The following is a 25124-nucleotide window of genomic DNA, read 5'->3' on the forward strand; positions in this document are numbered from 1 at the left end:
GTGTTAATTTTATAAGTATTTCACCTCTTATACTGTAAATGTTATCACAACATTCAAACTTTAAAAATGCTTTTTACTCTAAACGCACAAATCTGACTATAAAACAACAATATTTTTGCATTAATTCTTTTTGTTGTAAAAAAATCGCATTATTTATTCACATAACAAAAAGCACCTATAAGTTTAGGTGCTTAAAACTTTGATATTTATGTTAGTATGTTTAATACTATGCTTTTTATATAGCATATATGTAACCCTCTTATTTTGAGGGTTTGTGCAAATTTCTGTTTTATTCCCATTCAATAGTTAATATCTCGAGTTCCCCTTCTTTAAGAGAAACTTTATATCCGTCAGTAATTAGCCATGTAGCCAAATCTGTAACCATGTTTTTTCGGAGCTCATCTCTTTTACTTATGGCAAAAACGGCAGAAACTTTATTAACCCCCGATTTTTTACCTTGCTCAATGTTTCTCAATATTATGTTCTTATTTTCGTTTAACTTTTCTTCATATTCACTCACAATATTTCCTCCCTCCAACTCGACATATATATAATTCCCAAATTATTTTCTTATAGAAACTTTCCTTGACATATATTTATACTATTACAATTCTATGATATAGACCTCCAGATTATTCTATATTTTATGTTGTAATAATAAAAACTGTTCTAAATATAAACCATGTTTATATTCAGAACAGTCTTCTTTCTTAAATCTATTTATCACCAATTTCTGATGTCACATCTATTCCTCTATGCTCAACAGCTGTAGAAAACACTATTTGAGTTTCCGTATTTCCAAACTTTTGTAATTCTCCAATAAAGGCATCTAATTCTAAAGTTGTGTGATAAGCAACCTTTATTAGCATGGAATACTTGCCTGTTACGCAATTGCACTCAAGTACATTTGGGCAATTTGATATGAAAGGATAAAACTCAGGTTTCTGCTTAGGCGTCATTTCTAAATTAATAAACGCCTTAATATTATATCCTAACTTTAGCGGATCAACGTGCGCAGAATATCCTGTGATAACACCTGCTTGTTCCAATTTTTCAATACGTGCTGATACTGCGGGAGTTGATAAAAACACTTCCTCTGCTAAATGCTTTAGTGGATAACGAGCATTTTCTTGTAGAAGTTCAATAATCTTAAAATCAATCTTGTCCATATACTATACCTCTGTCTCCTTATGAATTAATTATAATAGCAAAATTAAAGAATAAAAAAACATATCAAATAATCCTAATAGTTTCTGATTATTGATACGCCCCTTTGCGCTCTATTATTAAATTTTCAGCAATCTATTCTTATTGCATACTTATTCAAATTGCCTATCTGTTATATTTATATTTTAAGGTGATTATTAGAAATTTACAAGTACTTTTTGAGGTTTTGATTTAAAAAATTAACTTTGTATTTTAGTATAAACTATTACGCTACTTATATATTTCAAACTTTTCCTTATTTATTCACAATTTTTATACTATTTTATTGTCTTTATGAATTTTTTCTTATTATTAAGCAAAACATCATCTAAAATTTTAGCAACATTACGAATTTATAGATATAATTCAATACTTATGTTCGCATTTTGTTTAAAATTTCAGACTTAATAAAATTAAGCATTTTTATATCTACTATAATTTTATTTAAGTGCATTATGCTAATTTTTAGCTTTTATTCACAATTTTGTTTCTAATATTTACATTGATTTTAAAGCGTGATAATCTTCAGTCATAGAGATTAATAAAAAAATAACGGTAGATATATCTTGATTATAAATTTATCTTTTGTTGTTAGAAATTATTTTAAGTAATCTATTATTTTAAATTTTTGAAATGATTTAAGTTATGAAAGCGAGGAATTTTTAAATGAAAACACGTATGGAATCAGACTCAATAGGAACTATGGAGGTACCAGCCAGTGCATATTACGGCATTCAATCATTAAGAGCAAAAAACAACTTTCCTATTACTGAAAGGAAATTAAATAAGGAATTTATAATTAGTCTTGCTGAAGTAAAAAAAGCTGCTGCTATTACAAATAGAGATGCAAATTTCTTAACTTCAACGATTGCCAATGCTATAATAAATGCTTGCGATGAGATTATTTGTGGAAAATTACATGAAGAATTTATAGTAGATTCAATTCAAGGAGGTGCAGGAACTTCTGCTAACATGAATGCTAATGAAGTTATAGCTAATCGTGCAATTGAACTCCTTGGAGAAATTAAAGGCAGTTATAATGTTGTACACCCAAATGATCACGTAAATATGGCCCAATCTACTAATGATGTATTTCCTACAGCCGGAAAACTTACAGTTCTAAAAATGCTTCCAAAAACTATTGCAGAGCTTCAACGTTTATATAATACTCTTAAATTAAAATCCCTAGAATTTAATAATATAATTAAAATGGGACGTACTCAACTTCAAGATGCAGTTCCAATTAGACTAGGACAATCATTCAATGCTTTTGCATCGATGATAAAACGTGATATAGAACGCTTAAAAGAGGCTGAAAAAGATATGCTTGTTCTAAATATAGGGGGCACAGCTATTGGTACAGCAATAAATGTAAGCCCTGAATATTTTCATAATATAACTCCTAATTTAAGAAAAATTTGCGGTCTTAATTTAACTCAATCAAATGATTTAATTGATGCGACTCAAAATCTTGACTGTTTTGTAAGTGTATCAGGGCTTCTAAAAACATGTGCAGTTAATTTGTCTAAAATGGCAAATGATTTAAGACTTCTATCTAGCGGTCCAAAAACAGGTTTTGCTGAAATCAATCTGCCTTCAATGCAAAATGGTTCTTCTATTATGCCTGGTAAAGTTAATCCTGTTATTTTAGAAGTAGTCTCACAAGTTGCATTTAACATTATAGGTAATGATTTAACAATAACTATGGCAGCAGAAGCTGGTCAATTAGAACTTAATGCTTTTGAACCTGTTCTATTCTATAAATTATTTGAGTCAATAGAAACGCTTCAAAATGCTACTACAACTTTAGTTGATAATTGTATTATAGGTATTACTGCTAATGAAGTAAGATGCAAAGAACTCTTAGACAATAGTGTTGGTATTGTAACAGCACTTTGCCCGTACATTGGATACCAAAATTCTGCTGACATTGCAAAAGAGTCATTAAAATCAGGAATTTCTGTAAAGGAACTTGTTCTAGCTAAAGGTATATTAACTTCTGAGGAATTAGAACAAATTCTAGATCCAAATTTAATGACACAATTGAATTCTTCTCTAACACTAGAATCAAAGGAAAAAATAAATCAAGCAATATAAATTTTTAACTCTTGGTATAATTTTTTGAAATTCGGATTATACTATTATATGAACATGATCTTATGAATCGTGGTATTAACCAAAAAGAGATAGCACATCTTATATGCGCCATCTCTTTTTTATATTATTATACATAAATATGACTGATTAAATCTTACTTAAACAATATTCATTGAATATATAAGTAATTGGATACTTTTTAAGTCCATCAAAAGCATCTCTACTTCTAAAATCAGAGGATTCCAAATAAAAAGATTCGCTAGAAGCACTTTCATCATCTTCCTCTTCGAAATTTCTAAAACAATAAAAATCATTTTCTTTATTTGTTTCAATAGAATATACGCCCAGCATACATGAAAAATCAGATTCCATAGTATATTCTTTAGGCAGTTTTTTCTTCATTTTATATAATAATTCTTGCAAATTATATCCTTCAACAGTATAAGATTTTCCATCTAGATCGAGTGAAAGCATATTATTATAAGAATTTCTATGCCTCTTAATGCATAATATAGATTCTCTCACACATTCCTCACCATCATATGTCATTATTAATGGAATTCTTACATCCATAACATATTCTATTAATTCATCATCTTTTAAATAGAAAAGTTGTTTATGCTCATTAGGTCTCTTAGTATAAAAATCGAAATCAAAATGATCATCATAAAAGACGCAATCTCTTATATTAAATTGAAGTCCCCCTTTTAGAAAGTATAGTTCTGCCTGCTCACAGCCAAAATTATCAGTATATATAGCAGAATATTTTACCTTGACCATATAATATTTAATATCCCTCCCCAATTTATTTTTCTCATATCCCATTATAATTTAAAGTAAAAAATTTAAATTATAATAAAAAACCACCTTTCTATATTACCACATTTAACCACAAACAGCAAAGATTATTATCTATGTACTTTTAATTATAAATAAAATTTTTATTTTGAGGCTCGTAGAAAGATAGTTCATGTTTTTGAGCTAATTCCTTTATTAAATCGCTTACATAATCAGCCTTGCTAAATACACAAGACATAATAATGTGTCCTTCTGATTTATCAAAAGTTACACTCCATGGGCATAAATCTAAATCCCCAATTTCCTCTTCACTTATATCATCAATTTCAGGATGCTTAGCTGTTAATTCTTCATAAAAATCTTGTATTTTTTGTGTAGGACCAATTAACGAAGTATCTCCTTCGCATAGTCGTTTATATAGAATTTCTGCATCCTCTTTACTTTTTACACTATTGCAGTGCCATACCGCACAATCCCAACTCACATTCTTCCCCCTTTGTAATAAGCTCCAATATCATTTTCACTAATTTGCTTTTATAATAATCTTCCACATAATTATTATAATGTATATCTTTAATTTTCAAAATAATAATTTACTAATAATAAAAAATTATTTTCAAAGTAATAAATATGGGTTGTTGAATAACTAGTTTTTATATAACCTTTATAATATCCAAGATGATGATTGTCTTAACATTACATATTTCTTCGTTATCGCAGTTACTCCCACCAATGCTTTATTTCTGCGATGCTAACATCCCATACCTTAGCATTTCCAGTAACTATAATTTTAACGTCTTTTATTTCCGAATCAAAAAACGTCTTTAACTTCATCATACGGCTATCTTTGTCTTGATCAGTGAACTGGATGGGATTCTTTCTTGTTCGTTTTTCATTCTTAACATCTCCTTTCATCTTCAAAAATCACATCGGAATCAATAGTAACTTGGTTCAGCTCAAAATAGAACTTAATGCTCTTTTATTAAATGCTGCAATAACTAAATTACCTATTAAAAGCCCAATAACCATCGCTGCAAAAACATCTGATGGATAATGTACATACAAGTATAACCTTGAAAATCCTATTAATGTACTTAGAGTTAATGCAAGTATCCCAGCTCTTTTATTCATATAATTAATTATAGTTGCTGGTGCAAATGAACACATAGTATGGCCTGACGGAAAAGAAAAATCTGTTGGCAGCTTCATATGAATCATATTTAATATTGGTTCAGCATTAAAAGGACGAGTTCTTGCTACCAAAGGTTTTAAACCTAAATTTCCTACAATAAAACATAATATCAAAGAGCATATGATCATAATACCATACTTCCTATATTTTTTTCCTACTATAAGTATTAAAGCAATAAACGTCCATATAGTAAGTTTGCTTCCAAGTATAGTTATAAGTGGCATAACCTTATCTAAAATGGGAGTCCTCATATGGATTTGTATAAATTCTAAAATATTATTATCTATGTTCTGAATCACTTCCATAATTCCAATTCCTTTTCTCATTTATTTTTTCATAGTTTTTGTATTGCAATAGCGGTTTACGTTTAAAATATTAATAAAAAAGAGCTCAATTAATCTTAAAATGTAAAACTTAATTGCAGTATATAGTTTATATTTATAATTGTTGCAAAATTATCTAATACTACTGTATCATTAATTTAACAGGATTTATATAGTTTCTTATATATACCAATGTTATTTACTCTTATTGATAGGAATTATCTTTATCCCTTATCTAGAAAATTTTACAAAAGTGATATATAATTATTTTATATGTAATTATACAATTATAAGAAAGAAGGTAACATTTAATGTATGAATTTAAAGAAGAATTTAAGACTGGAATTGATTTTATTGACGAACAGCACAAAGTTCTCTTCGAAATAGCAGACAAAGCTTACAATTTACTAAAAAATGATTTTACAACTGATAAATATGATGACATATTAGAGTTAGTAGATGAGCTACGTGATTATACCTCATTCCATTTTAAAGCAGAAGAAGAATATATGAAGAAAATTAACTATAAAAGAATGTTCACTCAAAAGATAGAACACGACGCTTTTATAAAAAGAATTAATGAAGTAGATTTTAGGAGTATTGATGAAAATCAGAATGAATCGATTTCTACTCTATTACAACTTTTAAATGATTGGTTAATTGAACATATCTTTGAAAACGATAAGTTGATAGGTCAATAAAGCTACAATTTAGCATTTTCTAGGACAAGCTTTTTTCTTTTTAGATATAAAATTATTATAAAAAAATACTATCTCTCAATGTTTTTTACTAATACATTTTGAAATAGTATTTTTTATTTTTTCAAGCTTTTATAAATTGATAATTTTACTTTATATCTATAAGATAATTTATTTCAACTATTTATCCTTCCTCCCATGCCCCATCTGGTCCTAAATAATAGGTTCCAATATATATGTCCTTAACCATTACTCCAGAGGAATTTAAATAATATAAATTTCCATTATATCTAAGCCATCCTGTCACCATTTCTCCAGAACTATTTAGATAATACCAATTCCCTCTATTTTGAATCCATCCAGTCAGCATTTTTCCTGTAACTGTGTCTAGATAATACCACTTGCCTTCACTTTTAAGCCATCCGGTTTTTGCCATACCGTTTTCATCTAAATAATACCAATTATCTTTGTATTTATACCAACCAGTATTTTGTTCGGGACCACTATAATATCGCCAGCTATTGTTTACATATACCCATTCTCCATTTGCCTTTACATCACAAATTAATTGAAATGCAAATACAATACTTAATAAAGTTCCTAACATTAATATATATTTAAAACTAATAGTTTTTATCATTTTCTTATCCTCTCCAAATCAAAAATCTATATTTACTATTATTTTTATTAACATAATTTATAAAATAGACTTAAAATTCCTAGAGAATAAAAAAATTCAATTACACTGCTGCATATATGGTTCAATTAAGTTTCTGCATTCTACTTCCAATAAATCATCTGGTTCATTAGAATCTAAAATCTAAGTCTATTATTACAATATAGATTTATAAAATTGTTTATATATTTACATAATTGGTATATTATAATATTATGTAAAAACAATGTTAAGGAGGCTTTATTATGTCAAATTTATTTAAACACTCCCTCGAAATTAAACCTAGACAATCTATGGTTGATATAACTTCTTATATAAGAGAAGATATTAAAAACAGTAATATTAGTAATGGAATCATAGTAGTTTATTGCCCTCATACTACAGCTGGAATAACTATAAATGAAAATGCAGATCCAGATGTAGTTAGCGATTTAATATATGGTTTTGAAAAAACTTATCCAACCACAGATCCTAATTATAAGCATTTTGAAGGAAATTCACATTCTCATCTAAAATCTTCAACAGTAGGTGCTTCACAAACTCTAATTTTAAATAATGGCAATCTAATTTTAGGAAGATGGCAAAATGTATATTTCTGCGAGTTTGATGGCCCTAGGGATAGAATGTTTTATGTAAAAATAATAGAGGGCTAATCCTTCCTGGTTAAATTTTATATTTACATAAAAACTAAAGAGGAATGTAAACCTAAATACATTCCTCTTTAGCAATAAATCTAAAAAGATATTTTCTTTTATCTAGCATCATGTCCTGTATTCTCTATACAGCTTTTAATTTCTTCTTCTGTTGCAGGAGCATTATATACTACTTCAACGCTTCCACGTGCAAGATCTACACAAACCTTATCTACACCTTGGATTTTTTCCAGTGCATTTTTAACTTGTGTTTTCATATTTTCATTTGCTAATCCATCAACATTATAATGTATTCTTTCCATATATACTATTCTCCTTTTTCTACAAAGTAACAAGTATAGTATGTTCAAAATCACACTATTATATCAATATTTTTTAAAGAAAATGAATTCTCATTTGTTCACTGGATACTCACAGAGTAAGCAACCATCATTAAATCATAGATGCTCACAGAGAAAGTTCTTCACCTATAAATTAAACAGCTATTCTGCAATTAAGAACTCTTCACTTATAGCCAAATACAAGATTGGGAGCATCACTTTTGAGCTGTCTGCTTAACCGATTCACATCAAATAATAGATTCGAGTTCACTACTTATAAAATCAAATCATCCAATGTTCTTTTTGGAACATGATGTACTTGGTTGTCATCTCTCCAATACTTCACATCTCCAGATTCATTTATATTTTCTATAACTACTTCTTCTTTAGGATAACCAAGAGCTACTACCAAAGCAATTTCAAATTTTTCATCTAAATTTAGTTCTTCTCTTAAATTCTTTCTATCTATATTTCCTATAATGCATCCGCCCAAATTATTTTCAACAGCTCCAAGTAACATACTTTGTACTGCTATGCCATCATCTTGTGATGCACCTTGGCCAAGACTTGTATCTTTTAGCACTACTATATAAGCACTTGGTTTTTCACATTCTTTAGGACCATCCCAATCCTTATAGTAACCTGCCCAAAATATGCATTTACTTATTTTTTCATTTTGTTCTTTTTCATTTGATAAAATGTATTTTAACACTTGTTTATTAGCTCCTGATGGTGATAGTCTCGCTAAATCTACCAATTCTCTTAAAGTATTCATTTCAATACTCTTATCCTGATAAAACCTCCTATATGATCTATTTTTCAATACAAGCTCTTTTATCATTTTAACAACCCACCTATCTTAGTTTTTCTACCTCTCTTTGTATATCTTGCATTCTCATATCTGTAGATGCTATAAGCTCTGCACATTCCTTTAAGTCTTGTGTAATATGCAGTGGTCCATCTCCAGATGTCTTATAATATAATTTATGCTCAAGACTAGCCCAAAAGTCCATAGCTATCGTTCTAATTTGAACTTCAACTCTGACTGGCTCTACATGATCCGAAAAAAATATTGGAACCTCTATAACTAAATGAAGACTTCTATAACCATTTGGCTTAGGACTGTTTATATAATCTTTTTCTTCAATTAGTGTTATATCATCCTGTCTTATTAGCATATTGGCGATATCATATATATCACCTACAAAAGAACAGATAACTCTAATTCCCGCAATATCATTTAAATTCTTTTTAGCAGATTCAATACTCATTTCGAATCCTTTACGTTTAAGTTTATCCATAATACTGCTTGGAGTCTTCACTCTAGATTTCATGTATTCAATCGGATTCCTCTTCCTCTTTATCTTAAGTTCATCATCTAAAATATCTAATTTAGTCTTAACTTCCTTTATTGCTGATCTATAAACAAGTAACGTTTCATTCATCTCTTCTATTCTTTCTTCAACTAATTCTGGTGATATAATGTTTTCTCTACTGTCCCAAAATATTTGATCATTTTCTTTTGATTGACCCATAAGCCTATTGTCCCCCTTAGTCTAAAAAAAGACTCTTCTTAACAAAATATATGTAATATATATTGCAATTCACAATGCACATTTCACAATTCACAATTACATCTAAAATTCTTGTAATATTTTTTAGAATTATGATGAAGGACTATTTTTGCAATATATATATTCTATTTTTTTCTTGCTTTATTTCCTCATACTAACATAATTTTAATTGAATATTGGAAAAACTTCAAGCCACTATTATTTTATTAAATAAACCGTAGTCTTTTTTCTTCCAAATTCCTTGACTTGCTCATGGGTTGGAAGCCATACATCTATTATGTAGGTGCCATCGCTTTTAACTTTAACTGCGCCACCTCTATCTTCTGCGTCAAAAATACCGTCATCTTTGTAATCTTTTAAATCTGGAATATATATTTTACTTCCTAACGGAATATTTTTAGGTACAGCTATAGTTCCAACTCTAGTATGGGTTTGCATTGCAGTTTCTGAGCCCCAGGCTTCTGAGCATATAGCGCAATTGCAGTAGGCTGTTAATTCTGCTTTTATGGGCACTTTAGGTGCGGCAGTTAATACTTTTTCTATATTCTCATTTTTATTAGTAGCATTATCATTTGCATCAGAGGTATCCTTATCTTTTCTAGCTATTAAGCTGCTGTAATTTATTTCACCAAATGTTACTTTATAATAAGCTGCAAGCCCACCTAATACAATTGCTAAACATATGTATGTTACGCATACACATTTCTCTAATTTCGACAATAAATTTATTCTCCTTTATATAGATAATATATTTTTTTATTTTATTTTTAATTTATTTACAATATATACTATTATATAACACTTTTTCTTCAATTTAAAGTTAATTGGGTTATCATGTATTTATATCCAGTATAATCAGCACAAAGTATAACTTTAACTTCTTAATTTACTAAAAATCACATAACACCAAAATCCCAGCCGCCTGTGTAGCTTGAGATTCCACTATAATATAAAATTCTAAAGAAGTAAAAAATTCGCAGGCGACTGTGGTTAAGTTCCGTATTGTGCATATAAGAACATTTTATACAGGCGAATATGATTTATTTTCTTAATCATATTTTTACAAACCAACCTCCTCTTAACCATTGATATAACTAGCTTTCAAAATTTAATTTTTTTATACTTTTCTAGACAATAAAAAAACTTGGATTCATAATTTTAGAATTCCAAGTTTTTTTACTAATGCTTTATTTAAATTTTTATATATTCAATTTAAAGATCTGACTTATTAGATAAATATACCTACACTCTTGCTAAAATTTTAGATCTATCATCGCTAAAAATAATAAATATATTCATAGCTTTTAGGATTAAAATATTTGTAATCTCTGTAAGTTATAACATAATTCCAAGCCATATATTCTCTATTTATATACTATATAAACAACTCTTCTATTATTACTTGAATTGATTACGATATAATCTATTTTACTAATATATCTGCCATTAACGGGTAATGGTCAGAGGGATACTTCCCATTAACATTATATTTAATTATTTCAGCATTAACTACATCTATTTCCTCCGATACAAATATATAATCTATATGAAGCCCTTTTCCTGACCTTTTGAAATTTCCTATTGTAGATTCATTATATAACCCCATATTTACGTCTTGTACTGGTAATAATTTTTTACTTGATATTTTCCCCTCTTTAAGACTTTTAATCAACTTACTATTAGATCTATCATTAAAATCCCCCATTAATATAACTGGAAGTTTTTCATCTTCTATGAATTCTAAAATCTTTTTTAAACCATACATTCTTGCCTTTGGAAGCAGATTATCTAAATGAGTATTACAAACCCTAACTCTTCTTCCATTATCCATTTGTAAAATGGCTGTTGTACAAATTCTTGGAAGATATGAGTACCATACGCGGCTTCCTATCTTATCTGGAGTTTCAGATAGCCAGAAAGTTTTATAATCTTCAATTAAATAATTTCTAGAGATTAATAAACTATTTCTTTCTGAAGAAACTTTTTTCCCTCTTGGAGCTCCAATAATATTATATCCTTCAATATTTTCTTTAATATCATTAAGCATATTATCTTTAATTTCCTGAACCCCTATTATATCGCATTTATACTCATTTATTACGTTATAAATCAAGCTCCTTCTATTATTCCATCTATCATTAAAATCTATAGGAACATCGCGTCTTAAATTAAAGGTCATTACTCTCATTTAAATCCTCCTTCTAATTTGCTTTTTATCTTTCAAATTAGCCTATAAATATAATTATATTATACTCACTTAAGGAAGAAATCATATATTTTTATTTCCAAATTTCTTCTGAAATTTCTCTTACTAGCTTTATCTTATTCCATTGTTCTTCTTCTGTTAGAATATTTCCCTCCTCAGTAGAGGCAAAACCACATTGTGGACTTAAGCAAACTTGGTTAATATCTACGTATTTTGTTGCTTCTCTAATTCTTTCTTTAACTTCTTCTTTATTTTCTAATATTCCTGTCTTGGAACTTATTAACCCTAAAACTACTTGTTGATTTTTAATAAATCTTAATGGTGCAAAATCTCCTGCACGATCTGTATCATACTCTAGATAAAACCCATCTACATTTACAGTTCCAAAAAGAATTTCTGCCACTGGTTCATATCCACCAGACCCTGCCCATGTTGAATTATAATTTCCACGGCAAACATGCATTGTAATAACCAAATCTTCAGGATGGTCTTCAATTGCTAAGTTGTTTACCTTTGCATATAGTTTAGCAATGTCATTTGTATCTACGCCTTCTTGTTGTCTAGCTTCCCAATATTTTTTATCACAAAGCATACCCCAAGTACAATCGTCAAGTTGAAGATTTCTGCAACCTTCGTTATAAAATGCTTTAATAGCTTTTTTATAAGCATTAGCAATATCTAAAATTAATTCATCTATGTTTTTATAAATAGATTCTGTAATTTCCTTATTTTCACCACGTTGAAGTTCTGCAAGAAATTGTGCAGGTGCTGGAATCGTCTGTCTAGCCACTATATCATCTCCAGAGATACTTCTTAAAAATTTATAATGTTCAAGCATCGGATGATTACTAAAATCTATTTTTCCTGTTAATGTGGCTGTTTCTGCTCTAGTTTCTAACCCATTAAATTTATAGCCTGCTTCTAGTACACGTTTTTCTACCCCATCTAATCCCCACATAAAATCAAGATGCCACCATGAGCGCCTAAATTCTCCATCTGTTACTGCTTTAAGTCCAAGTTCCTTTTGTTTTCTCACTAATTTTATTATTTCTTCATCTTCTATTCTTCTTAATTCACTACTTAAAATTTCTTGATTTTGAAATTTAGCACGCGCCTCTTTAATTACCTCTGGTCGTAAAAAACTTCCTACAATATCAGCCCTAAATGGTGCAACACTTCTTTGTTTTGCATTTTTAAATTCTATACTCATTTTTTTAATCCCCCTTAATTGCCTTGCTTTATTCTTGAAATCAGTATAGCATGTTTAACCCCAAGTAAGGTAACTTCAAAAAACTATTACTGGCTATAATATTTTCCTATAACAAACAAATTCACTTCCAAATTTCATTAGCTGTTTCAATAACAAGTTTAATTTTCTCCCATTGTTCTTCTTCAGTAATTATATTTCCTTCTTCTGTTGATGCAAAACCACACTGTGGGCTTAGACAAAGTTTATTAATATCTACATATTGAGAAGCTTCTGCAATACGATTTTTTAATTGCTCTTTACTTTCAAGGCCTCCATGTTTTGTTGTCACAAGTCCCAATACAACAAACTGATCATTTATAAATCTTAGCGGCTTAAAATCTCCGCATCTTTCACTATCATATTCAAGAAAGAATCCATCCACCTTAGCATTAGAAAATAATTCTTCTGCAATAGGTTCATATCCACCTGATGCAAATCCTATTGAATGTAAATTTCCACGGCAAACATGCAAAGTTATAATCATATCTTCTGGTTTTTCTTTGACGCTCTCATTTATCAATCTTACATAATTCTTTGAAAGAGCTTCTGAGTTAATTCCCTGACTCTTAAAATAACTTCTGTGTCTTTCACTACATAGGGTTCCCCATGCAGTATCATCAAACTGCAAATAACGACAGCCTGCATCGTAAAACTCCTTTATTGCAGATTTGTAAACACTAATAATGTCTTCCATAAGTTCTTCATCACTACTATATACATTATTTTTGTTGTGACTTTGAACAAAATGAAAGAGAGATGGTGATGGAATAGTAAATTTAGCAATATTGTCATCTTTAGTAATACTATTTAAATACCTAAAATGTTCTAACATTGGATGCTTATTAAATCTTATCTTATCAACAATTTGAAAGCTTTCAGCTTTTGTTCTAGATCCTTGAACACTACCTCCTTGATTTAATGTTATTTTCTTTGTACCTTCTATTCCAACAAAAAAATCAAGATGCCACCAAGATCTCCTAAACTCTCCATCAGTAACAGCTATTAATCCTATTTCTTTTTCCTTTTCTATGAGCTTCCTGATTTCTATGTCTTCAATATTTCTTAGCTCTTGAGCATTTATTTCTCCTCTATTATATTGTTTCCGTGCAATCTTAATTTCATCAGTTCTAAGAAAACTTCCAACTATATCATATCGAAAAGGTGGACTATTTCTCTTTGTACCTATAATCTCATTACTCATATTTTCCTCCATTTAAACTGCTATAACAGATAATAATTTAAGTCGAAATAATTTGTTGAAATAATTTCGTTCAAAATCTCAATGTAGCGCGTTGTTATTTTATTAAGCTTAATATCCTTATGGGCTATCCATCCAACTGTGAAAATTTCATCACATTCTATTGGTATTGCTTTAAGTTTGCTTTCATCAAAATCAGAGTCTATAAATCCTGTTCCTATTGTGTAACTATCTGTACTGGTTAATAAAGTTGAAAGTGTTGCTCTATCAATAACTTTAATACTTTTAGGTACATTAGCCATATTCATCATTTCTTCTGAAAAATTAAATGAATTATTAATTCCCTGTTCAAATGTTACATAAGTAAATTCTAACATCTCATTAGTAGTAACACTTTCTTTAGTAGAAAGAGGATGATTATTACTGATGATTATATGTGGGTTTGCATTAAAAAGTGGAGTAAATTTCAAATTACTATCACTAAAAATTCTATTCATAACCTTAGAGTTTACTTCGTTAATATATAAAATCCCAACATCACTACGAAGAGTTTTTACATCTTCTATTATTTCATATGTCTTTGTTTCTCTTAAATTAAACTCATACTGATTTGTTTCAATTTCCTTTAAGAGTTTTGTAAATGCATTTACAACAAAAGCATAATGCTGAGTTGATATAGAGAAATGCATAATCTTTTCTTTTCTTCCATGATAGCGGTCCTCAATAAATTCAGCTTGTTCACTTATTTGGCGAGCATACCCTAAGAATTCAATCCCATCCGAAGAAATGCTAATTCCTCTATTTGTCCTCTCAAATATTACAATTCCCAGTTCACTTTCAAGTTCTCTTATTGAATTAGATAGACTTGGCTGAGATATAAATAATTTTTTAGCTGCCTCGTTTATTGACCCGCACCTTGCAATTTCAAGAGCATATTTTAATTGTTGCAAAGTCAATGTTTTCCCCCCTTTCAGCTAAAATCCTTTATTTGATATTATAATCTAGATTTTATCATTTATAAATAAAATAATGTTTTGGCACTCTTTCAGTAATTCTTTGGAATTGCTCATCCATATATGAATTCATACTCTGGCAAGCATCTTCCCAACTGATTGATTCATCTCCTTGTTTTCCTATTATAACTACTTCATCAAATTCTTTTACTTCTTCCTTTATATCTGTAACATCAACAAGCATACCATCCATAAAGTAATTTACTACTGGAACCCTTTTTCCTGCAATTAAAACTTCTTTCCACCCTCTAGATATACCATCTCCATAACCTATTCCAACAACAGCAACAACACTATCTCTTTTAGCTATAAAGTTATCACCATATCCACCAGATGCATTTACTTTAACCTTATCCAATTTTATGATTTTACTTTTTACGGACATAATAGGACTTACTCCTTCTGGCAGCATTTTTTCATCTGGCTTATGCTCAAGCCCATATAATATCAATCCACATCTTACCATATCATAATGTGATTCTGGATACATGAGTATTCCTGCAGATCCAGCTGCATGTGCAATTGGAGGTCTTAAATTCACTTCTTCAAGTTTCTTCAAAACCTTATTAAATTTCATCATTTGATCATACGTAAACTGCTCATTATATTCTGGATCTTTGAAATGAGTATATATACCTTTTATATTTATATGAGGATATTTTTCATTGATAATATGAATAAACCTTACGACTTCATCTGTTTCAATTCCATACCTATTCAAGCCTGTATTAACTTTTATATGTACGTCAACCATCTTATCTTTAGATACGGCTTCTTTATCTAACGCAGAAACTATCTTCTCATTATCTACCATTACGCTAATATTATGCTCTACAACCCATTGGCATTGAGATGGCATTAAAGGTGCCAATATTACCACTGGAATTTTAATTTTTCCTTTTCTTAAAGCAATAGCTTCAGTCAGCCTCACAACTCCAATTGCATCACATTTACATTTTTCCAGTTCCTGAGCTATAGGAACTAATCCATGTCCATATGCATCCCCTTTTACAACAGCCATAAATTTCACTCCTGGATTTAAGGTGTTTCTTAAAATATCTACGTTTTTTCTTAGCTGAGTCAAATTAATATCTATCCTGTTAAATTCTTGCAAACATGTTTCAGATGATTTTCCCTCTGCAATAACCACAAACTCTTTTTCAATAGTTTTCATATAAAATCCTCTCGATTATTTAAATTTTAAATAATATCTCAGATAAATCTATGGGCAAGGTGCCCCTTGAAAGCATGAATTATATAACAGGCTATTTATCTTGATCTGAAGTGAACCAAGATAATAAAAGACAAATCTATTTGCCTTCTAAATTTTTTGTGTATTTTCTTAAAAAGATAAATACGCAAAAAAATCCACACATATTAAAAGAGTGCGAAGCACAATATGGAACTTATATGAAAAGAGCGCTATGCACAATACGTAACTTATATAAATAGAGTGCTAAGCACAAACGGCACTTAACCATAGTTTACTGCGATTTTTTATTATAGATAATATTATAATCTAACACTTAAATATTATTCTTATAACATTTAAACTATTGATTTAATAAAATATTGGAAAATCTACTTTACAGAGATGTGTTTCTGCCACTTACAAGATTTATTTACTGATTTGACTTGATTATATTTTTCTGTACAAAAAAAGACCGCTTAGTTTTAAGCAGCCTTTCTATTAAATATGTTATTTATTTAATTGTTCTAATAATTCTTCTAAATTTATTCCATGAACTTTAACTGCATCTTCAATTGTTTCAGCTTGTGCAGATGGGCATCCAACACATCCCATTCCAAAGCTCATTAAAATTTGTGGTGCATTTTCCTTTATACGAATTACTTCTCCTATTGTTAAATCCTTAGTTATCATGTTGACATTCTCCTCTCATATATCTTAATGAATTATCTTTTAAGTTTTTATTGTTTATCTTTAATCTTATTATAATGTTTATTCCATATTACTTCCGTAACTGATGTTACAATAAAATTAATTTTTATATTTCTTTACTGAGTATTGAAGGTATCAACATAATTATCCTTATATAACTGATTTATAATTTTTTAAAGAAGAATATTCAATAGTTCTTCTGTATCCTTAACTATATATTCTGCTCTGGCTTGGGTTAGTTCAATAACATCTCCAAAACCATAAAGAACTCCCACTGATTTTATATTATTTTCTTTTGCGCCGATAATATCATGTTCTCTATCTCCTACCATGATAACCTTTGATAAGTCTGTAATATTAGCCTCTTGTAAAGCATATTTTATTACATCACCTTTATTTACTCTTGTTTCTTCAAAATCTGCTCCAGCTGCAAAATCAAAATACTTATCAATTTTAAAGTATTGTAAAATTTGTCTTGCATACACTTCTGGTTTTGATGTAGCAAGTACAATTTTTTTATTATTTTTCTTAAGTACCTCTAGAAGTTCTGGTATTCCATCATATAACTTATTTTCATAGATACCTTTATCAGCAAAATATTCTCTGTATTTTACCAACCCAAGCTGTGCTTTTTCTTCATCGAAGTTATAATATTCTTTAAATGAATCCTTTAAAGGTGGTCCAATAAATTTGTTTAATTCTTTAAGATCATCAACTAAAATTCCAAAAGACTTTAACGCATATTGAACTGATTTAGTTATTCCTTCGCCAGAATCAGTAAGTGTTCCATCTAAATCAAATAATATATATTCAAAATTGTTATTCAAGTAAAAATTCCTCCTTGTTTATCACTCTTAAATCACTCCAATAAATTATAACATATTTAGAAAATTATACGACACCTGAATAATTTAATTAATAAAAATTATATATTAATATTTTTGTTTTAATTGGTAATACTATTTTTAAGGTTGTTTAATACCTAAAAAATACAATAATAGTTTATGGAGGAATTTTAAATGAAAAGATTTGTTTGTACTATTTGTGGTTATATCCATGAAGGTGACACACCACCAGACTTTTGTCCTATCTGTAAAGCAGGTGCTGACAAATTCAAGGAAATGACTGACTCATTAAATTTTGCTGATGAACATAGAATCGGTGTTGCTGGCGGTCTTAATGATGAATTATTAGAAGGCTTAAGAGCTAATTTCATAGGTGAATGTACTGAAGTCGGAATGTACTTAGCAATGTCCCGTCAAGCTGACCGTGAAGGTTATCCTGAAGTAGGTGAAGCATATAAAAGAATTGCTTATGAAGAAGCAGAACATGCTGCTAAATTCGCAGAACTTTTAGGGGAAGTTGTTGTTCCTGATACTAAATCTAATTTAAGTGCTAGAGTTGAAGCTGAATATGGTGCTTGCGAAGGTAAAAAGAAACTTGCAACCTTAGCTAAGGAGCATAATTTAGATGCTATACATGATACTGTTCATGAAATGTGCAAAGATGAAGCAAGACATGGTAAAGCATTTAAAGGCTTACTTGATAGATACTTTAGCAAATAATATTATAACTAGATTAAGATTTAACTTAAAGGAGTGTGTTTTTTGTGGAAAAAATTAATTGTGAAGTAACTAATTGTTCACATAACAATAGTGGAGTTTGCTATTCAAATAGAGTTGATATTGGTGGAATGTCTGCAAGTAGTGAAAGAGGAACTTGCTGCGGTTCATTTTTACAAGAATCTCATTATAGCGACTTAACTAATAATACTAATGCTCAAGGAAGATGCGATGCTCTAACTTGTAACGTTGAAACATGTAATCATAACTACAACAAGCTTTGTAGCTTAGATTCTATACAAGTAGCAGGTAATGGAGCCCAATTATATACCGAAACTAAATGTGCTAGTTACGATTCTAGAGAATAATTAGAATATATGATTAAGTGTTCTATATTCTAATATTCCTCACAATAAATATTCTGAAGAATATTTAAATATCTATTCTTCAGAATATGACCCTAAAATTCTCTAATTAATATTTTATCTGTCAATTAAGATTGTTTATAATCCATGAAACTTTGACTGCACCACCTTCATCTAAATGGTCCATGTCTACAAAATCTTTATCATCAAATACGCAAAACTCGTCAAGATCAATAAATCTTATTTCTCCACTAATTAAACTTAAGGCTGATGCATAAGATTCCTTGTACTCTTTCAAAAGATATTTTTTATAAAATTTAGTTCCCGGAAATACAAGCAAATAGACTTTAACATTTCTCTCATTGCAAAAAGATACAAATGAATTCATAATATTGATATTTTCTTTATACGAATCTATATACTTAATAGCCTTATTGTGTGAATCAGCTCTCTCATATGCTGACTTTTCCTTTAAACTATCATCAAGTTCAAACCATTTAGCATCCTTTTTTTCTCCAAAGACTATTCTCGATTTAAATCTATCTCTTGTCCCAGCAAAATACCTTCCACCAGATTCTTCAAAAAAATTATTTGAAAAGAAATCCAATATTTGTTCCACGTCAAAAATTTCATATTTAAATGAAATCCATGAATTATTACCAGGTAATTCCTTGCAATTATGCTTATCCTTAAAAATTGGGTAGTATACGTCTGTTAAACGCATCAATTCGCCACCTTGGCTAAGTGATAAATCATTATAAAATGAATAATAGCCAGTTCCAATAAATATCTTTTTAATATTATTGTTTTGACTAATTGCATATTTTCCAATTACAGATGCGTAATAAATGTCTTGTGACGCTAATGACAAGTTAACACACGGAAAATTTAATACACTCTCTTCAATTCCAAATAAGGCATATGATGAACCTACTGCAATCGCTTCATTATCAGGTTTTAGCGCTCTTTTTAATGAATACTTTAAGTGATAAAAATCATAATTCTTCATATATCTATCTAAGGAATAATCATAAAAATAATTATATAATTCTTCCCAAACAAGAGCATTTGTTAATTTGTTCATCACTTCATTAAAGTCACTATCTTTATTGGATATTACTAATAAATAATCATCCTTTAACTCCGAAATTGAATTAATCCCAATTATATTAATATTACTCTTTACAAATTTTCTTAGTAAATCTATTTGACTAAAACTTTTTATTATATAGCAAAGATTCACAATTATCATTCCCTTAATTGTTTTATTAATAAATTTACTACATAATATGAATATGTCACTCATTTATTGCAACATATTTTATAAACATTTCTCAAATAATTTTCTCTTCAGAATTATTACAAATACAGATTAACTAAGAAATCATTTCCTGCCTTTGTCTTGAAATACTTTTCTTTAATAATTTCAATTTGAGGAGTTTTTATTTCATCTTCATAAATATTAACTAAAAAATCGGCTTCTATTAATATTTGATAGTCAATACCATCAATTTTGCTATATGTATGATGATGCCCAATCAAATAGCATACTCTTTCAATAAATTCTTCACTAAAATTAAATTTTGAAAGCATTTCCTTTGCAACTGGAGGCCCTTCAAGCTCTTGATAATTTCCAGCAGAAGAATTATATTTTTCTTCACTAATTTTTATTCCTATATCATGCATTACTGCAGCTACTTCTAAAATTTCCTGAGTCTTCTTATCTATATTTTCAAGTTCGCCTATAGATTTAGCAAAAGAAAATACCTTTAAAAAGTGATTAACCCTTCTTGGATCTTTTGCATAGTATTTTATCATTTCATTTATTATAGTACTAATCTTTTCATTCATAATTACATTTTAGTCTGCAGCATACTTTAATAGTATACCCAGAGCTAATCCACCTTCCTTCTTAATAATATATCTTATTTAATTATTATACTAATTCATAAGATATATTAATATAGCTTTTATATTAATTCCTATACTTATAAGACTTATCTTCTAAAACCACCAGCCTCTTCGTTAAATATTACTAACTTTAACTTCATATTTTCTCTACCTATATATAAACTGCGCACATAAAAGATTATAAACTCACGTATTAACACTGGAAGCTCCAATAAATTTATATCCAAAAAAGTAACAACCACCCATTTGCTGAGCAGTTGCTACTGTAATTTCTATATATTATATAATTTTAAAGTTACTAATTTTCTCTAGATAAACAATTTAAGAATTAGACTTATCAGATGAACATATTTAAAAAGTTTCTAAAACTTTATGTTCATATCCTAACTAGAAATCATAAATATATTTGTGGAGAAAACATTTGAAAATGAGCTGTTAAAGGTTCTTAGCTGTAGGTTGTTCCATTTTAGCTTGTCAAACTGAAAGTTGGAGCATGCTAAAGTGGATACAACCTGCTGCTTAGAACCTTCAGCGACATTTTCATAGCTTTTCGGAATCAAAATATTTATGATTTCGGTAAGTTATCACATAAGTCTAGTTTTAAATTTAGATACCTATATATGATATACAATTGATTCAAATGGTCTTAAATTTAACTCTTTATTTAATACACTACTATCTTTATAATTTGATATTAATATTTTACTCTTAGCACTTTCATTTGCATATTCATCTGGAATCTCTACTTTTGTACTTTCTCCATAAAAATTATTTATGACAAGTACTGTAGCATCACCTAAGTTTCTTACATATGAAAGCACTTTATTATTTTCTTCAAGAATAAACTTTATACTTCCATTTGAAATCACTTCATAATCTTTTCTCAACCTTATTAACTTTTGATAATGATAGAAAATCGAATCTTCATCCTTTAATGCTTGTTCAACATTTATTCTTTTATATTCACTGCTAACAGGTATCCATGGTTCACCTTTAGTAAATCCAGCATTTTCACTATCATCCCATTGTACTGGAGTTCTAGAATTATCACGAGATTTTGCTTTTAAAATCTGTAATATCTCTTCTTCAGATTTTCCCTGCTCTTTTAAAATATTATAATAATTTATAGATTCTACATCTCTATACTTCTCTATGCTATCGAAATAAGGGTTTGTCATTCCAATCTCTTCACCCTGATACACATATGGAGTCCCCCTCATCATGTGTATTGTAGTTGCCAGCATTTTGGCACTTTCTTTTAAATATTCTTTATCATTTCCAAACCGAGAAACTATTCTAGGCTGATCATGATTACACCAAAACAGAGCATTCCACCCATTTTGAATTTCTTCTTGCCAAGTTTTAAATAACGCCTTCAACTTCATAAAGTCAAAATCCATAACAGTCCATTTATCGCCTTTATAGTAATCAACTTTTAAATGATGGAAATTAAATACCATTGATAATTCTTTTTCTTCTGGATTAGAATATCTTATACAATTCTCAAGAGAAGTTGATGACATTTCTCCTACAGTTACAATATTTTCATATTTTCCATAGGTATTTTCATTAAGCTCGTGGAGATAGTCATGAATTTTAGGACCATCTGTATAGAATCTTCTTCCATCACCTTCTGAATCACTTTCAAACTTTTCTGGTTTTGAAATTAAATTTATAACATCAAATCTTAATCCTTTGACACCTTTTTTAAGCCAAAAGTTAACAACACCATAAATCTCATTTCTAACTTCTTCATTATCCCAATTCAAATCTGCCTGAGTTCTATCATAAAGATGTAGGTAATACTCATCAAACTTTTCTACATATTCCCATGCATTTCCACCAAATTTAGATTCCCAATTTGTAGGTGGTTTATCTTTTTCTGATTCTTTAAATATATAGAAATCTTTATATTTTCTATCTCCGCTTATAGCTTTTTTGAACCATTCATGTTCTGTTGATGTATGATTAAGTACCATATCAAGCATTACATATATATCTCTTTTTTCTGCTTCTTGTACTAATTTTTCGAAATCTTCTAGTGTACCAAAGCTTGGGTCAATATTATAGTAATCAGAGATATCATATCCGTTATCTACTTGAGGAGAAGGATAAAAAGGAGTAAGCCATATATAATCTATACCTAAATTTTTTAAATAATCTAATTTTTCTATTACTCCGTTTAAATCTCCAATTCCATCACCGTTTGTATCATAAAATGATTTAGGATATATTTGATAAATAGTACTTTTCTTAAAATCCTTCATAATTTCTTCCTTCCTATCCTAGCTTATTGCTTTCTTTTTTCCTACAATTACTGTAAGAACAAATGGTACTACTACTGCTACAAGCATTGCTAATGCAAATATCATCATGAATGCTGGTTTTATTGATAATATACCTGGAAGTCCTCCAACACCGATTGAGTTTGCCATTACGCCACTTCCAACTGAAATTATTGCTGCTATTGCTGATCCTGCCATTCCACAGAAGAATGGGAATCCATGCTTTAAGTTAACACCAAACATTGCCGGTTCAGTAACTCCAAGGTAAGCTGAAATACAAGCTGGTACATTAACTTCTTGAGCTTCTTGATTCTTTCTTTGTAAATATATCATAGCTAAAACTGCTGAACCTTGTGCGATATTAGATAATGCTATCATTGGCCAAAGTGATGTTCCTCCAAATTGTGCCATTAATTGAAGATCTATTGCATTTGTCATATGGTGAAGTCCTGTAATAACAAGTGGTGCATAAAGGAATCCAAAGATTGCTGCAAAAATCATACCAAATGAAGATGTAAGTCCACCATATACTACTTTTGAAATAGCTGCACCAATTGCCCAGCCTATAGGTCCTATAACAATATGAGCTATCAAAACAGCTGGTACTAAAGCAAAGAATGGTACAACTATCATTGATATTGATGCCGGACTTATCTTTCTTGCACCTCTTTCAAGAAATACTAATGCAAAACCTGCAAGTATAGCTGGTATAACTTGTGCTTGATATCCAATCATGTTTACATGTGCAAATCCAAAATCCCAGAATGGAATTTTATCAGCTGGTGTACCTGCAACTGCATATGCATTTAAAAGTTGTGGTGAAACTAATGTAATACCTAAAACTATACCGAGAATTTGGGTTGTCCCCATTTTCTTTGTAATTGACCATGTAATACCTACTGGTAAGAAGTGGAATATAGCTTCTCCAATTAACCATAAGAAACTGTTTGTCCCAGCCCAGAATTGAGATACTTCAACTAAAGATTTTGTTCCGCCTTCTAATAATTTCATATCTCCAATAATATTTCTAAACCCTAAAATCAAACCTCCAACGATGATAGCTGGAATAAGTGGTGAAAATATTTCTGCTATATTTGCCATAAGCTTTTGTATAAAAGTCATATTGTTTTTAGCAACATCTTTTACTGCATCTTTACTTACTCCATCTATTCCTGAAACTGCTATAAAGTCATTATAAAATGTTGATACTTCATTCCCAATTATAACTTGGAACTGTCCTGCTTGTGTAAATGTTCCTTTTACACTTTTTAATTTCTCAATTTCATTTACGCCAGCTTTACTTGGATCGTTTAATACAAATCTCATTCTAGTAACACAATGTGTAACTGCTGAGATGTTTTCTTTTCCACCAACTAGCTTTAATAGTTCTTTTGCATCATTTTGAAATTTCCCCATTATTAAAACCTCCAATTCGATTTTTATTACTTTAAAGAATAAGTTCATGAATATTAATACAATTTTGTTTTGTATTAGTCCAATTGAACAATTAATTAATAAATTTTATATTAAATCTAACATTTAAATGTTTACAATATCATCATAATCTATTTTAAACATATAGTCAATAATATTTTTAACATTTGTTTAAACAAATTTCTTGAAATTGTTTAGTATTCAGCATTTAAGCCATCTTGTAACATTGAGCAAATTTAAAATATGTTTAAACATATTTTAAATTTGTTCAAATAACCTATTCAAATTTAAGATTTTCTATCATTTTAATAACTCTTAAATCAAGTTTAAATTTACAGATCTGCTAAAGTTTCAAATTCATATCTTTACTAGAAATCATAAATATATTTTCATAGCTTTTCATAACCAAAATATTTATAATTTCGGTAAGTTACCATATAAATTCAGTTTTAAAATTGTTTATC

27 protein-coding genes are annotated in these 25124 nt (G+C 29.1%); 5 read left to right on the forward strand and 22 right to left on the reverse strand.

The genetic code is table 11. The annotated features are described in order from the left end of the window. Nucleotides 1–289: 289 nt before the first annotated feature. Both ACJDTP_RS15615 and ACJDTP_RS15620 read right to left on the reverse strand, forming a co-directional pair. Nucleotides 290–520 carry a hypothetical protein gene (locus ACJDTP_RS15615; RefSeq protein ID WP_012058560.1) on the reverse strand — a complete coding sequence of 77 codons (231 nt, stop codon included), beginning with the start codon at nucleotides 518–520 and terminating at the stop codon, nucleotides 290–292. A 196-nt stretch (nucleotides 521–716) separates the two neighbouring features. Further along, complete coding sequence (locus ACJDTP_RS15620) at nucleotides 717–1169, reverse strand: Lrp/AsnC family transcriptional regulator (RefSeq protein ID WP_012058559.1); 453 nt, start codon at nucleotides 1167–1169, stop codon at nucleotides 717–719. A gap of 703 nt (nucleotides 1170–1872) precedes the next feature. On the opposite strand from ACJDTP_RS15620, the gene ACJDTP_RS15625 reads away from it, so the two are divergent. After that, entirely contained in the window at nucleotides 1873–3303 is a 1431-nt protein-coding gene (locus ACJDTP_RS15625; RefSeq protein WP_270568023.1) for an aspartate ammonia-lyase, read from the forward strand. Between the two features lie 147 nt (nucleotides 3304–3450). Here ACJDTP_RS15625 and ACJDTP_RS15630 read toward each other — a convergent pair whose 3' ends face one another. The 3 genes from ACJDTP_RS15630 to ACJDTP_RS15640 form a co-directional block, all read right to left on the reverse strand. After that, nucleotides 3451–4083, reverse strand: coding sequence for a DUF6304 family protein (locus tag ACJDTP_RS15630; RefSeq protein WP_406761763.1), 633 nt, complete (start codon nucleotides 4081–4083; stop codon nucleotides 3451–3453). Between the two features lie 142 nt (nucleotides 4084–4225). Next, nucleotides 4226–4585: a hypothetical protein gene (locus ACJDTP_RS15635; RefSeq protein WP_406761764.1), complete on the reverse strand. Its 360-nt coding sequence runs from the start codon at nucleotides 4583–4585 to the stop codon at nucleotides 4226–4228. 467 nt (nucleotides 4586–5052) lie between these two features. Continuing rightward, nucleotides 5053–5598 (reverse strand): phosphatase PAP2 family protein, encoded by a 546-nt coding sequence (locus tag ACJDTP_RS15640; RefSeq protein WP_077844925.1) that lies wholly within the window; start codon nucleotides 5596–5598, stop codon nucleotides 5053–5055. Between the two features lie 329 nt (nucleotides 5599–5927). On the opposite strand from ACJDTP_RS15640, the gene ACJDTP_RS15645 reads away from it, so the two are divergent. Beyond that, nucleotides 5928–6317, forward strand: coding sequence for a bacteriohemerythrin (locus tag ACJDTP_RS15645; protein WP_077841074.1), 390 nt, complete (start codon nucleotides 5928–5930; stop codon nucleotides 6315–6317). Nucleotides 6318–6498: 181 nt separating this feature from the next. Here the strand turns inward: ACJDTP_RS15645 and ACJDTP_RS15650 are convergent, their stop codons facing one another. Further along, nucleotides 6499–6954 (reverse strand): N-acetylmuramoyl-L-alanine amidase family protein, encoded by a 456-nt coding sequence (locus ACJDTP_RS15650; protein ID WP_168982233.1) that lies wholly within the window; start codon nucleotides 6952–6954, stop codon nucleotides 6499–6501. Nucleotides 6955–7235: 281 nt separating this feature from the next. Here ACJDTP_RS15650 and ACJDTP_RS15655 point away from each other — a divergent pair, with 281 nt between their 5' ends. Then, complete coding sequence (locus tag ACJDTP_RS15655; RefSeq protein ID WP_406761765.1) at nucleotides 7236–7643, forward strand: secondary thiamine-phosphate synthase enzyme YjbQ; 408 nt, start codon at nucleotides 7236–7238, stop codon at nucleotides 7641–7643. 98 nt (nucleotides 7644–7741) lie between these two features. Here ACJDTP_RS15655 and ACJDTP_RS15660 read toward each other — a convergent pair whose 3' ends face one another. From ACJDTP_RS15660 to ACJDTP_RS15710, 11 genes are all read right to left on the reverse strand, one after another. Next, nucleotides 7742–7945 (reverse strand): heavy-metal-associated domain-containing protein, encoded by a 204-nt coding sequence (locus ACJDTP_RS15660; RefSeq protein WP_077841071.1) that lies wholly within the window; start codon nucleotides 7943–7945, stop codon nucleotides 7742–7744. 292 nt (nucleotides 7946–8237) lie between these two features. Further along, nucleotides 8238–8804, reverse strand: a complete 567-nt coding sequence (locus ACJDTP_RS15665) for a nitroreductase family protein (RefSeq protein WP_406761766.1) — start codon at nucleotides 8802–8804, stop codon at nucleotides 8238–8240. A 13-nt stretch (nucleotides 8805–8817) separates the two neighbouring features. Further along, nucleotides 8818–9498 carry a GTP pyrophosphokinase gene (locus ACJDTP_RS15670; protein WP_078115664.1) on the reverse strand — a complete coding sequence of 227 codons (681 nt, stop codon included), beginning with the start codon at nucleotides 9496–9498 and terminating at the stop codon, nucleotides 8818–8820. Nucleotides 9499–9735: 237 nt separating this feature from the next. Beyond that, nucleotides 9736–10257 (reverse strand): 3D domain-containing protein, encoded by a 522-nt coding sequence (locus ACJDTP_RS15675; RefSeq protein ID WP_077840630.1) that lies wholly within the window; start codon nucleotides 10255–10257, stop codon nucleotides 9736–9738. Between the two features lie 703 nt (nucleotides 10258–10960). Beyond that, entirely contained in the window at nucleotides 10961–11725 is a 765-nt protein-coding gene (locus ACJDTP_RS15680; protein ID WP_406761767.1) for an endonuclease/exonuclease/phosphatase family protein, read from the reverse strand. A 91-nt stretch (nucleotides 11726–11816) separates the two neighbouring features. Next, nucleotides 11817–12953, reverse strand: coding sequence for a 5-methyltetrahydropteroyltriglutamate--homocysteine S-methyltransferase (locus ACJDTP_RS15685; protein WP_406761768.1), 1137 nt, complete (start codon nucleotides 12951–12953; stop codon nucleotides 11817–11819). Between the two features lie 121 nt (nucleotides 12954–13074). Next, nucleotides 13075–14193 carry a 5-methyltetrahydropteroyltriglutamate--homocysteine S-methyltransferase gene (locus ACJDTP_RS15690; protein ID WP_406761769.1) on the reverse strand — a complete coding sequence of 373 codons (1119 nt, stop codon included), beginning with the start codon at nucleotides 14191–14193 and terminating at the stop codon, nucleotides 13075–13077. 20 nt (nucleotides 14194–14213) lie between these two features. Further along, on the reverse strand, nucleotides 14214–15146 hold the full coding sequence (locus ACJDTP_RS15695; protein WP_406761770.1) for a LysR family transcriptional regulator: 933 nt from the start codon (nucleotides 15144–15146) through the stop codon (nucleotides 14214–14216). Between the two features lie 55 nt (nucleotides 15147–15201). After that, nucleotides 15202–16377 (reverse strand): alanine racemase, encoded by a 1176-nt coding sequence (gene alr, locus ACJDTP_RS15700; RefSeq protein WP_406761771.1) that lies wholly within the window; start codon nucleotides 16375–16377, stop codon nucleotides 15202–15204. Nucleotides 16378–16902: 525 nt separating this feature from the next. Further along, nucleotides 16903–17085, reverse strand: coding sequence for a DUF1858 domain-containing protein (locus tag ACJDTP_RS15705; protein WP_077840636.1), 183 nt, complete (start codon nucleotides 17083–17085; stop codon nucleotides 16903–16905). Between the two features lie 191 nt (nucleotides 17086–17276). After that, the gene (locus ACJDTP_RS15710; RefSeq protein ID WP_077840637.1) at nucleotides 17277–17930 is read right to left on the reverse strand and encodes an HAD family hydrolase; all 654 of its coding nucleotides are present in this window, start codon (nucleotides 17928–17930) and stop codon (nucleotides 17277–17279) included. 192 nt (nucleotides 17931–18122) lie between these two features. Here ACJDTP_RS15710 and ACJDTP_RS15715 point away from each other — a divergent pair, with 192 nt between their 5' ends. Both ACJDTP_RS15715 and ACJDTP_RS15720 read left to right on the forward strand, forming a co-directional pair. Beyond that, the gene (locus ACJDTP_RS15715; protein ID WP_012058541.1) at nucleotides 18123–18668 is read left to right on the forward strand and encodes an NADH peroxidase; all 546 of its coding nucleotides are present in this window, start codon (nucleotides 18123–18125) and stop codon (nucleotides 18666–18668) included. A gap of 44 nt (nucleotides 18669–18712) precedes the next feature. Then, on the forward strand, nucleotides 18713–19033 hold the full coding sequence (locus ACJDTP_RS15720) for a DUF1540 domain-containing protein (RefSeq protein ID WP_077840638.1): 321 nt from the start codon (nucleotides 18713–18715) through the stop codon (nucleotides 19031–19033). Nucleotides 19034–19154: 121 nt separating this feature from the next. Here the strand turns inward: ACJDTP_RS15720 and ACJDTP_RS15725 are convergent, their stop codons facing one another. The 5 genes from ACJDTP_RS15725 to treP form a co-directional block, all read right to left on the reverse strand. Next, nucleotides 19155–20282 (reverse strand): hypothetical protein, encoded by a 1128-nt coding sequence (locus ACJDTP_RS15725; RefSeq protein WP_406761797.1) that lies wholly within the window; start codon nucleotides 20280–20282, stop codon nucleotides 19155–19157. 107 nt (nucleotides 20283–20389) lie between these two features. Further along, entirely contained in the window at nucleotides 20390–20881 is a 492-nt protein-coding gene (locus ACJDTP_RS15730) for an HD domain-containing protein (protein WP_077844936.1), read from the reverse strand. A 146-nt stretch (nucleotides 20882–21027) separates the two neighbouring features. Then, nucleotides 21028–21168, reverse strand: coding sequence for a hypothetical protein (locus tag ACJDTP_RS15735; RefSeq protein WP_406761772.1), 141 nt, complete (start codon nucleotides 21166–21168; stop codon nucleotides 21028–21030). A 387-nt stretch (nucleotides 21169–21555) separates the two neighbouring features. Further along, on the reverse strand, nucleotides 21556–23208 hold the full coding sequence (gene treC, locus ACJDTP_RS15740) for an alpha,alpha-phosphotrehalase (RefSeq protein WP_406761773.1): 1653 nt from the start codon (nucleotides 23206–23208) through the stop codon (nucleotides 21556–21558). A gap of 18 nt (nucleotides 23209–23226) precedes the next feature. Continuing rightward, nucleotides 23227–24642, reverse strand: coding sequence for a PTS system trehalose-specific EIIBC component (gene treP / locus ACJDTP_RS15745; protein ID WP_078115672.1), 1416 nt, complete (start codon nucleotides 24640–24642; stop codon nucleotides 23227–23229). Between the last annotated feature and the right edge of the window lie 482 nt (nucleotides 24643–25124).

It is taken from the genome of Candidatus Clostridium helianthi, from assembly GCF_045310795.1.
GTDB classification, from domain to species: domain Bacteria; phylum Bacillota; class Clostridia; order Clostridiales; family Clostridiaceae; genus Clostridium; species Clostridium helianthi.

Excerpts from the sequence above, each read along its gene's own strand:
- ACJDTP_RS15730 (WP_077844936.1), bottom strand. The coding sequence starts at position 20,881 with ATGAATGAAAAGATTAGTACTATAATAAATGAAATGATAAAATACTAT.
- ACJDTP_RS15640 (WP_077844925.1), bottom strand. The coding sequence starts at position 5,598 with ATGGAAGTGATTCAGAACATAGATAATAATATTTTAGAATTTATACAA.
- ACJDTP_RS15685 (WP_406761768.1), bottom strand. The coding sequence starts at position 12,953 with ATGAGTATAGAATTTAAAAATGCAAAACAAAGAAGTGTTGCACCATTT.
- treC (WP_406761773.1), bottom strand. The coding sequence starts at position 23,208 with ATGAAGGATTTTAAGAAAAGTACTATTTATCAAATATATCCTAAATCA.
- ACJDTP_RS15620 (WP_012058559.1), bottom strand. The coding sequence starts at position 1,169 with ATGGACAAGATTGATTTTAAGATTATTGAACTTCTACAAGAAAATGCT.
- ACJDTP_RS15705 (WP_077840636.1), bottom strand. The coding sequence starts at position 17,085 with ATGATAACTAAGGATTTAACAATAGGAGAAGTAATTCGTATAAAGGAA.
- ACJDTP_RS15650 (WP_168982233.1), bottom strand. The coding sequence starts at position 6,954 with ATGATAAAAACTATTAGTTTTAAATATATATTAATGTTAGGAACTTTA.
- ACJDTP_RS15630 (WP_406761763.1), bottom strand. The coding sequence starts at position 4,083 with ATGGTCAAGGTAAAATATTCTGCTATATATACTGATAATTTTGGCTGT.
- treP (WP_078115672.1), bottom strand. The coding sequence starts at position 24,642 with ATGGGGAAATTTCAAAATGATGCAAAAGAACTATTAAAGCTAGTTGGT.
- ACJDTP_RS15655 (WP_406761765.1), top strand. The coding sequence starts at position 7,236 with ATGTCAAATTTATTTAAACACTCCCTCGAAATTAAACCTAGACAATCT.
- ACJDTP_RS15680 (WP_406761767.1), bottom strand. The coding sequence starts at position 11,725 with ATGAGAGTAATGACCTTTAATTTAAGACGCGATGTTCCTATAGATTTT.
- ACJDTP_RS15625 (WP_270568023.1), top strand. The coding sequence starts at position 1,873 with ATGAAAACACGTATGGAATCAGACTCAATAGGAACTATGGAGGTACCA.
- ACJDTP_RS15715 (WP_012058541.1), top strand. The coding sequence starts at position 18,123 with ATGAAAAGATTTGTTTGTACTATTTGTGGTTATATCCATGAAGGTGAC.
- alr (WP_406761771.1), bottom strand. The coding sequence starts at position 16,377 with ATGAAAACTATTGAAAAAGAGTTTGTGGTTATTGCAGAGGGAAAATCA.
- ACJDTP_RS15665 (WP_406761766.1), bottom strand. The coding sequence starts at position 8,804 with ATGATAAAAGAGCTTGTATTGAAAAATAGATCATATAGGAGGTTTTAT.
- ACJDTP_RS15645 (WP_077841074.1), top strand. The coding sequence starts at position 5,928 with ATGTATGAATTTAAAGAAGAATTTAAGACTGGAATTGATTTTATTGAC.
- ACJDTP_RS15660 (WP_077841071.1), bottom strand. The coding sequence starts at position 7,945 with ATGGAAAGAATACATTATAATGTTGATGGATTAGCAAATGAAAATATG.
- ACJDTP_RS15670 (WP_078115664.1), bottom strand. The coding sequence starts at position 9,498 with ATGGGTCAATCAAAAGAAAATGATCAAATATTTTGGGACAGTAGAGAA.
- ACJDTP_RS15725 (WP_406761797.1), bottom strand. The coding sequence starts at position 20,282 with ATGATAATTGTGAATCTTTGCTATATAATAAAAAGTTTTAGTCAAATA.
- ACJDTP_RS15690 (WP_406761769.1), bottom strand. The coding sequence starts at position 14,193 with ATGAGTAATGAGATTATAGGTACAAAGAGAAATAGTCCACCTTTTCGA.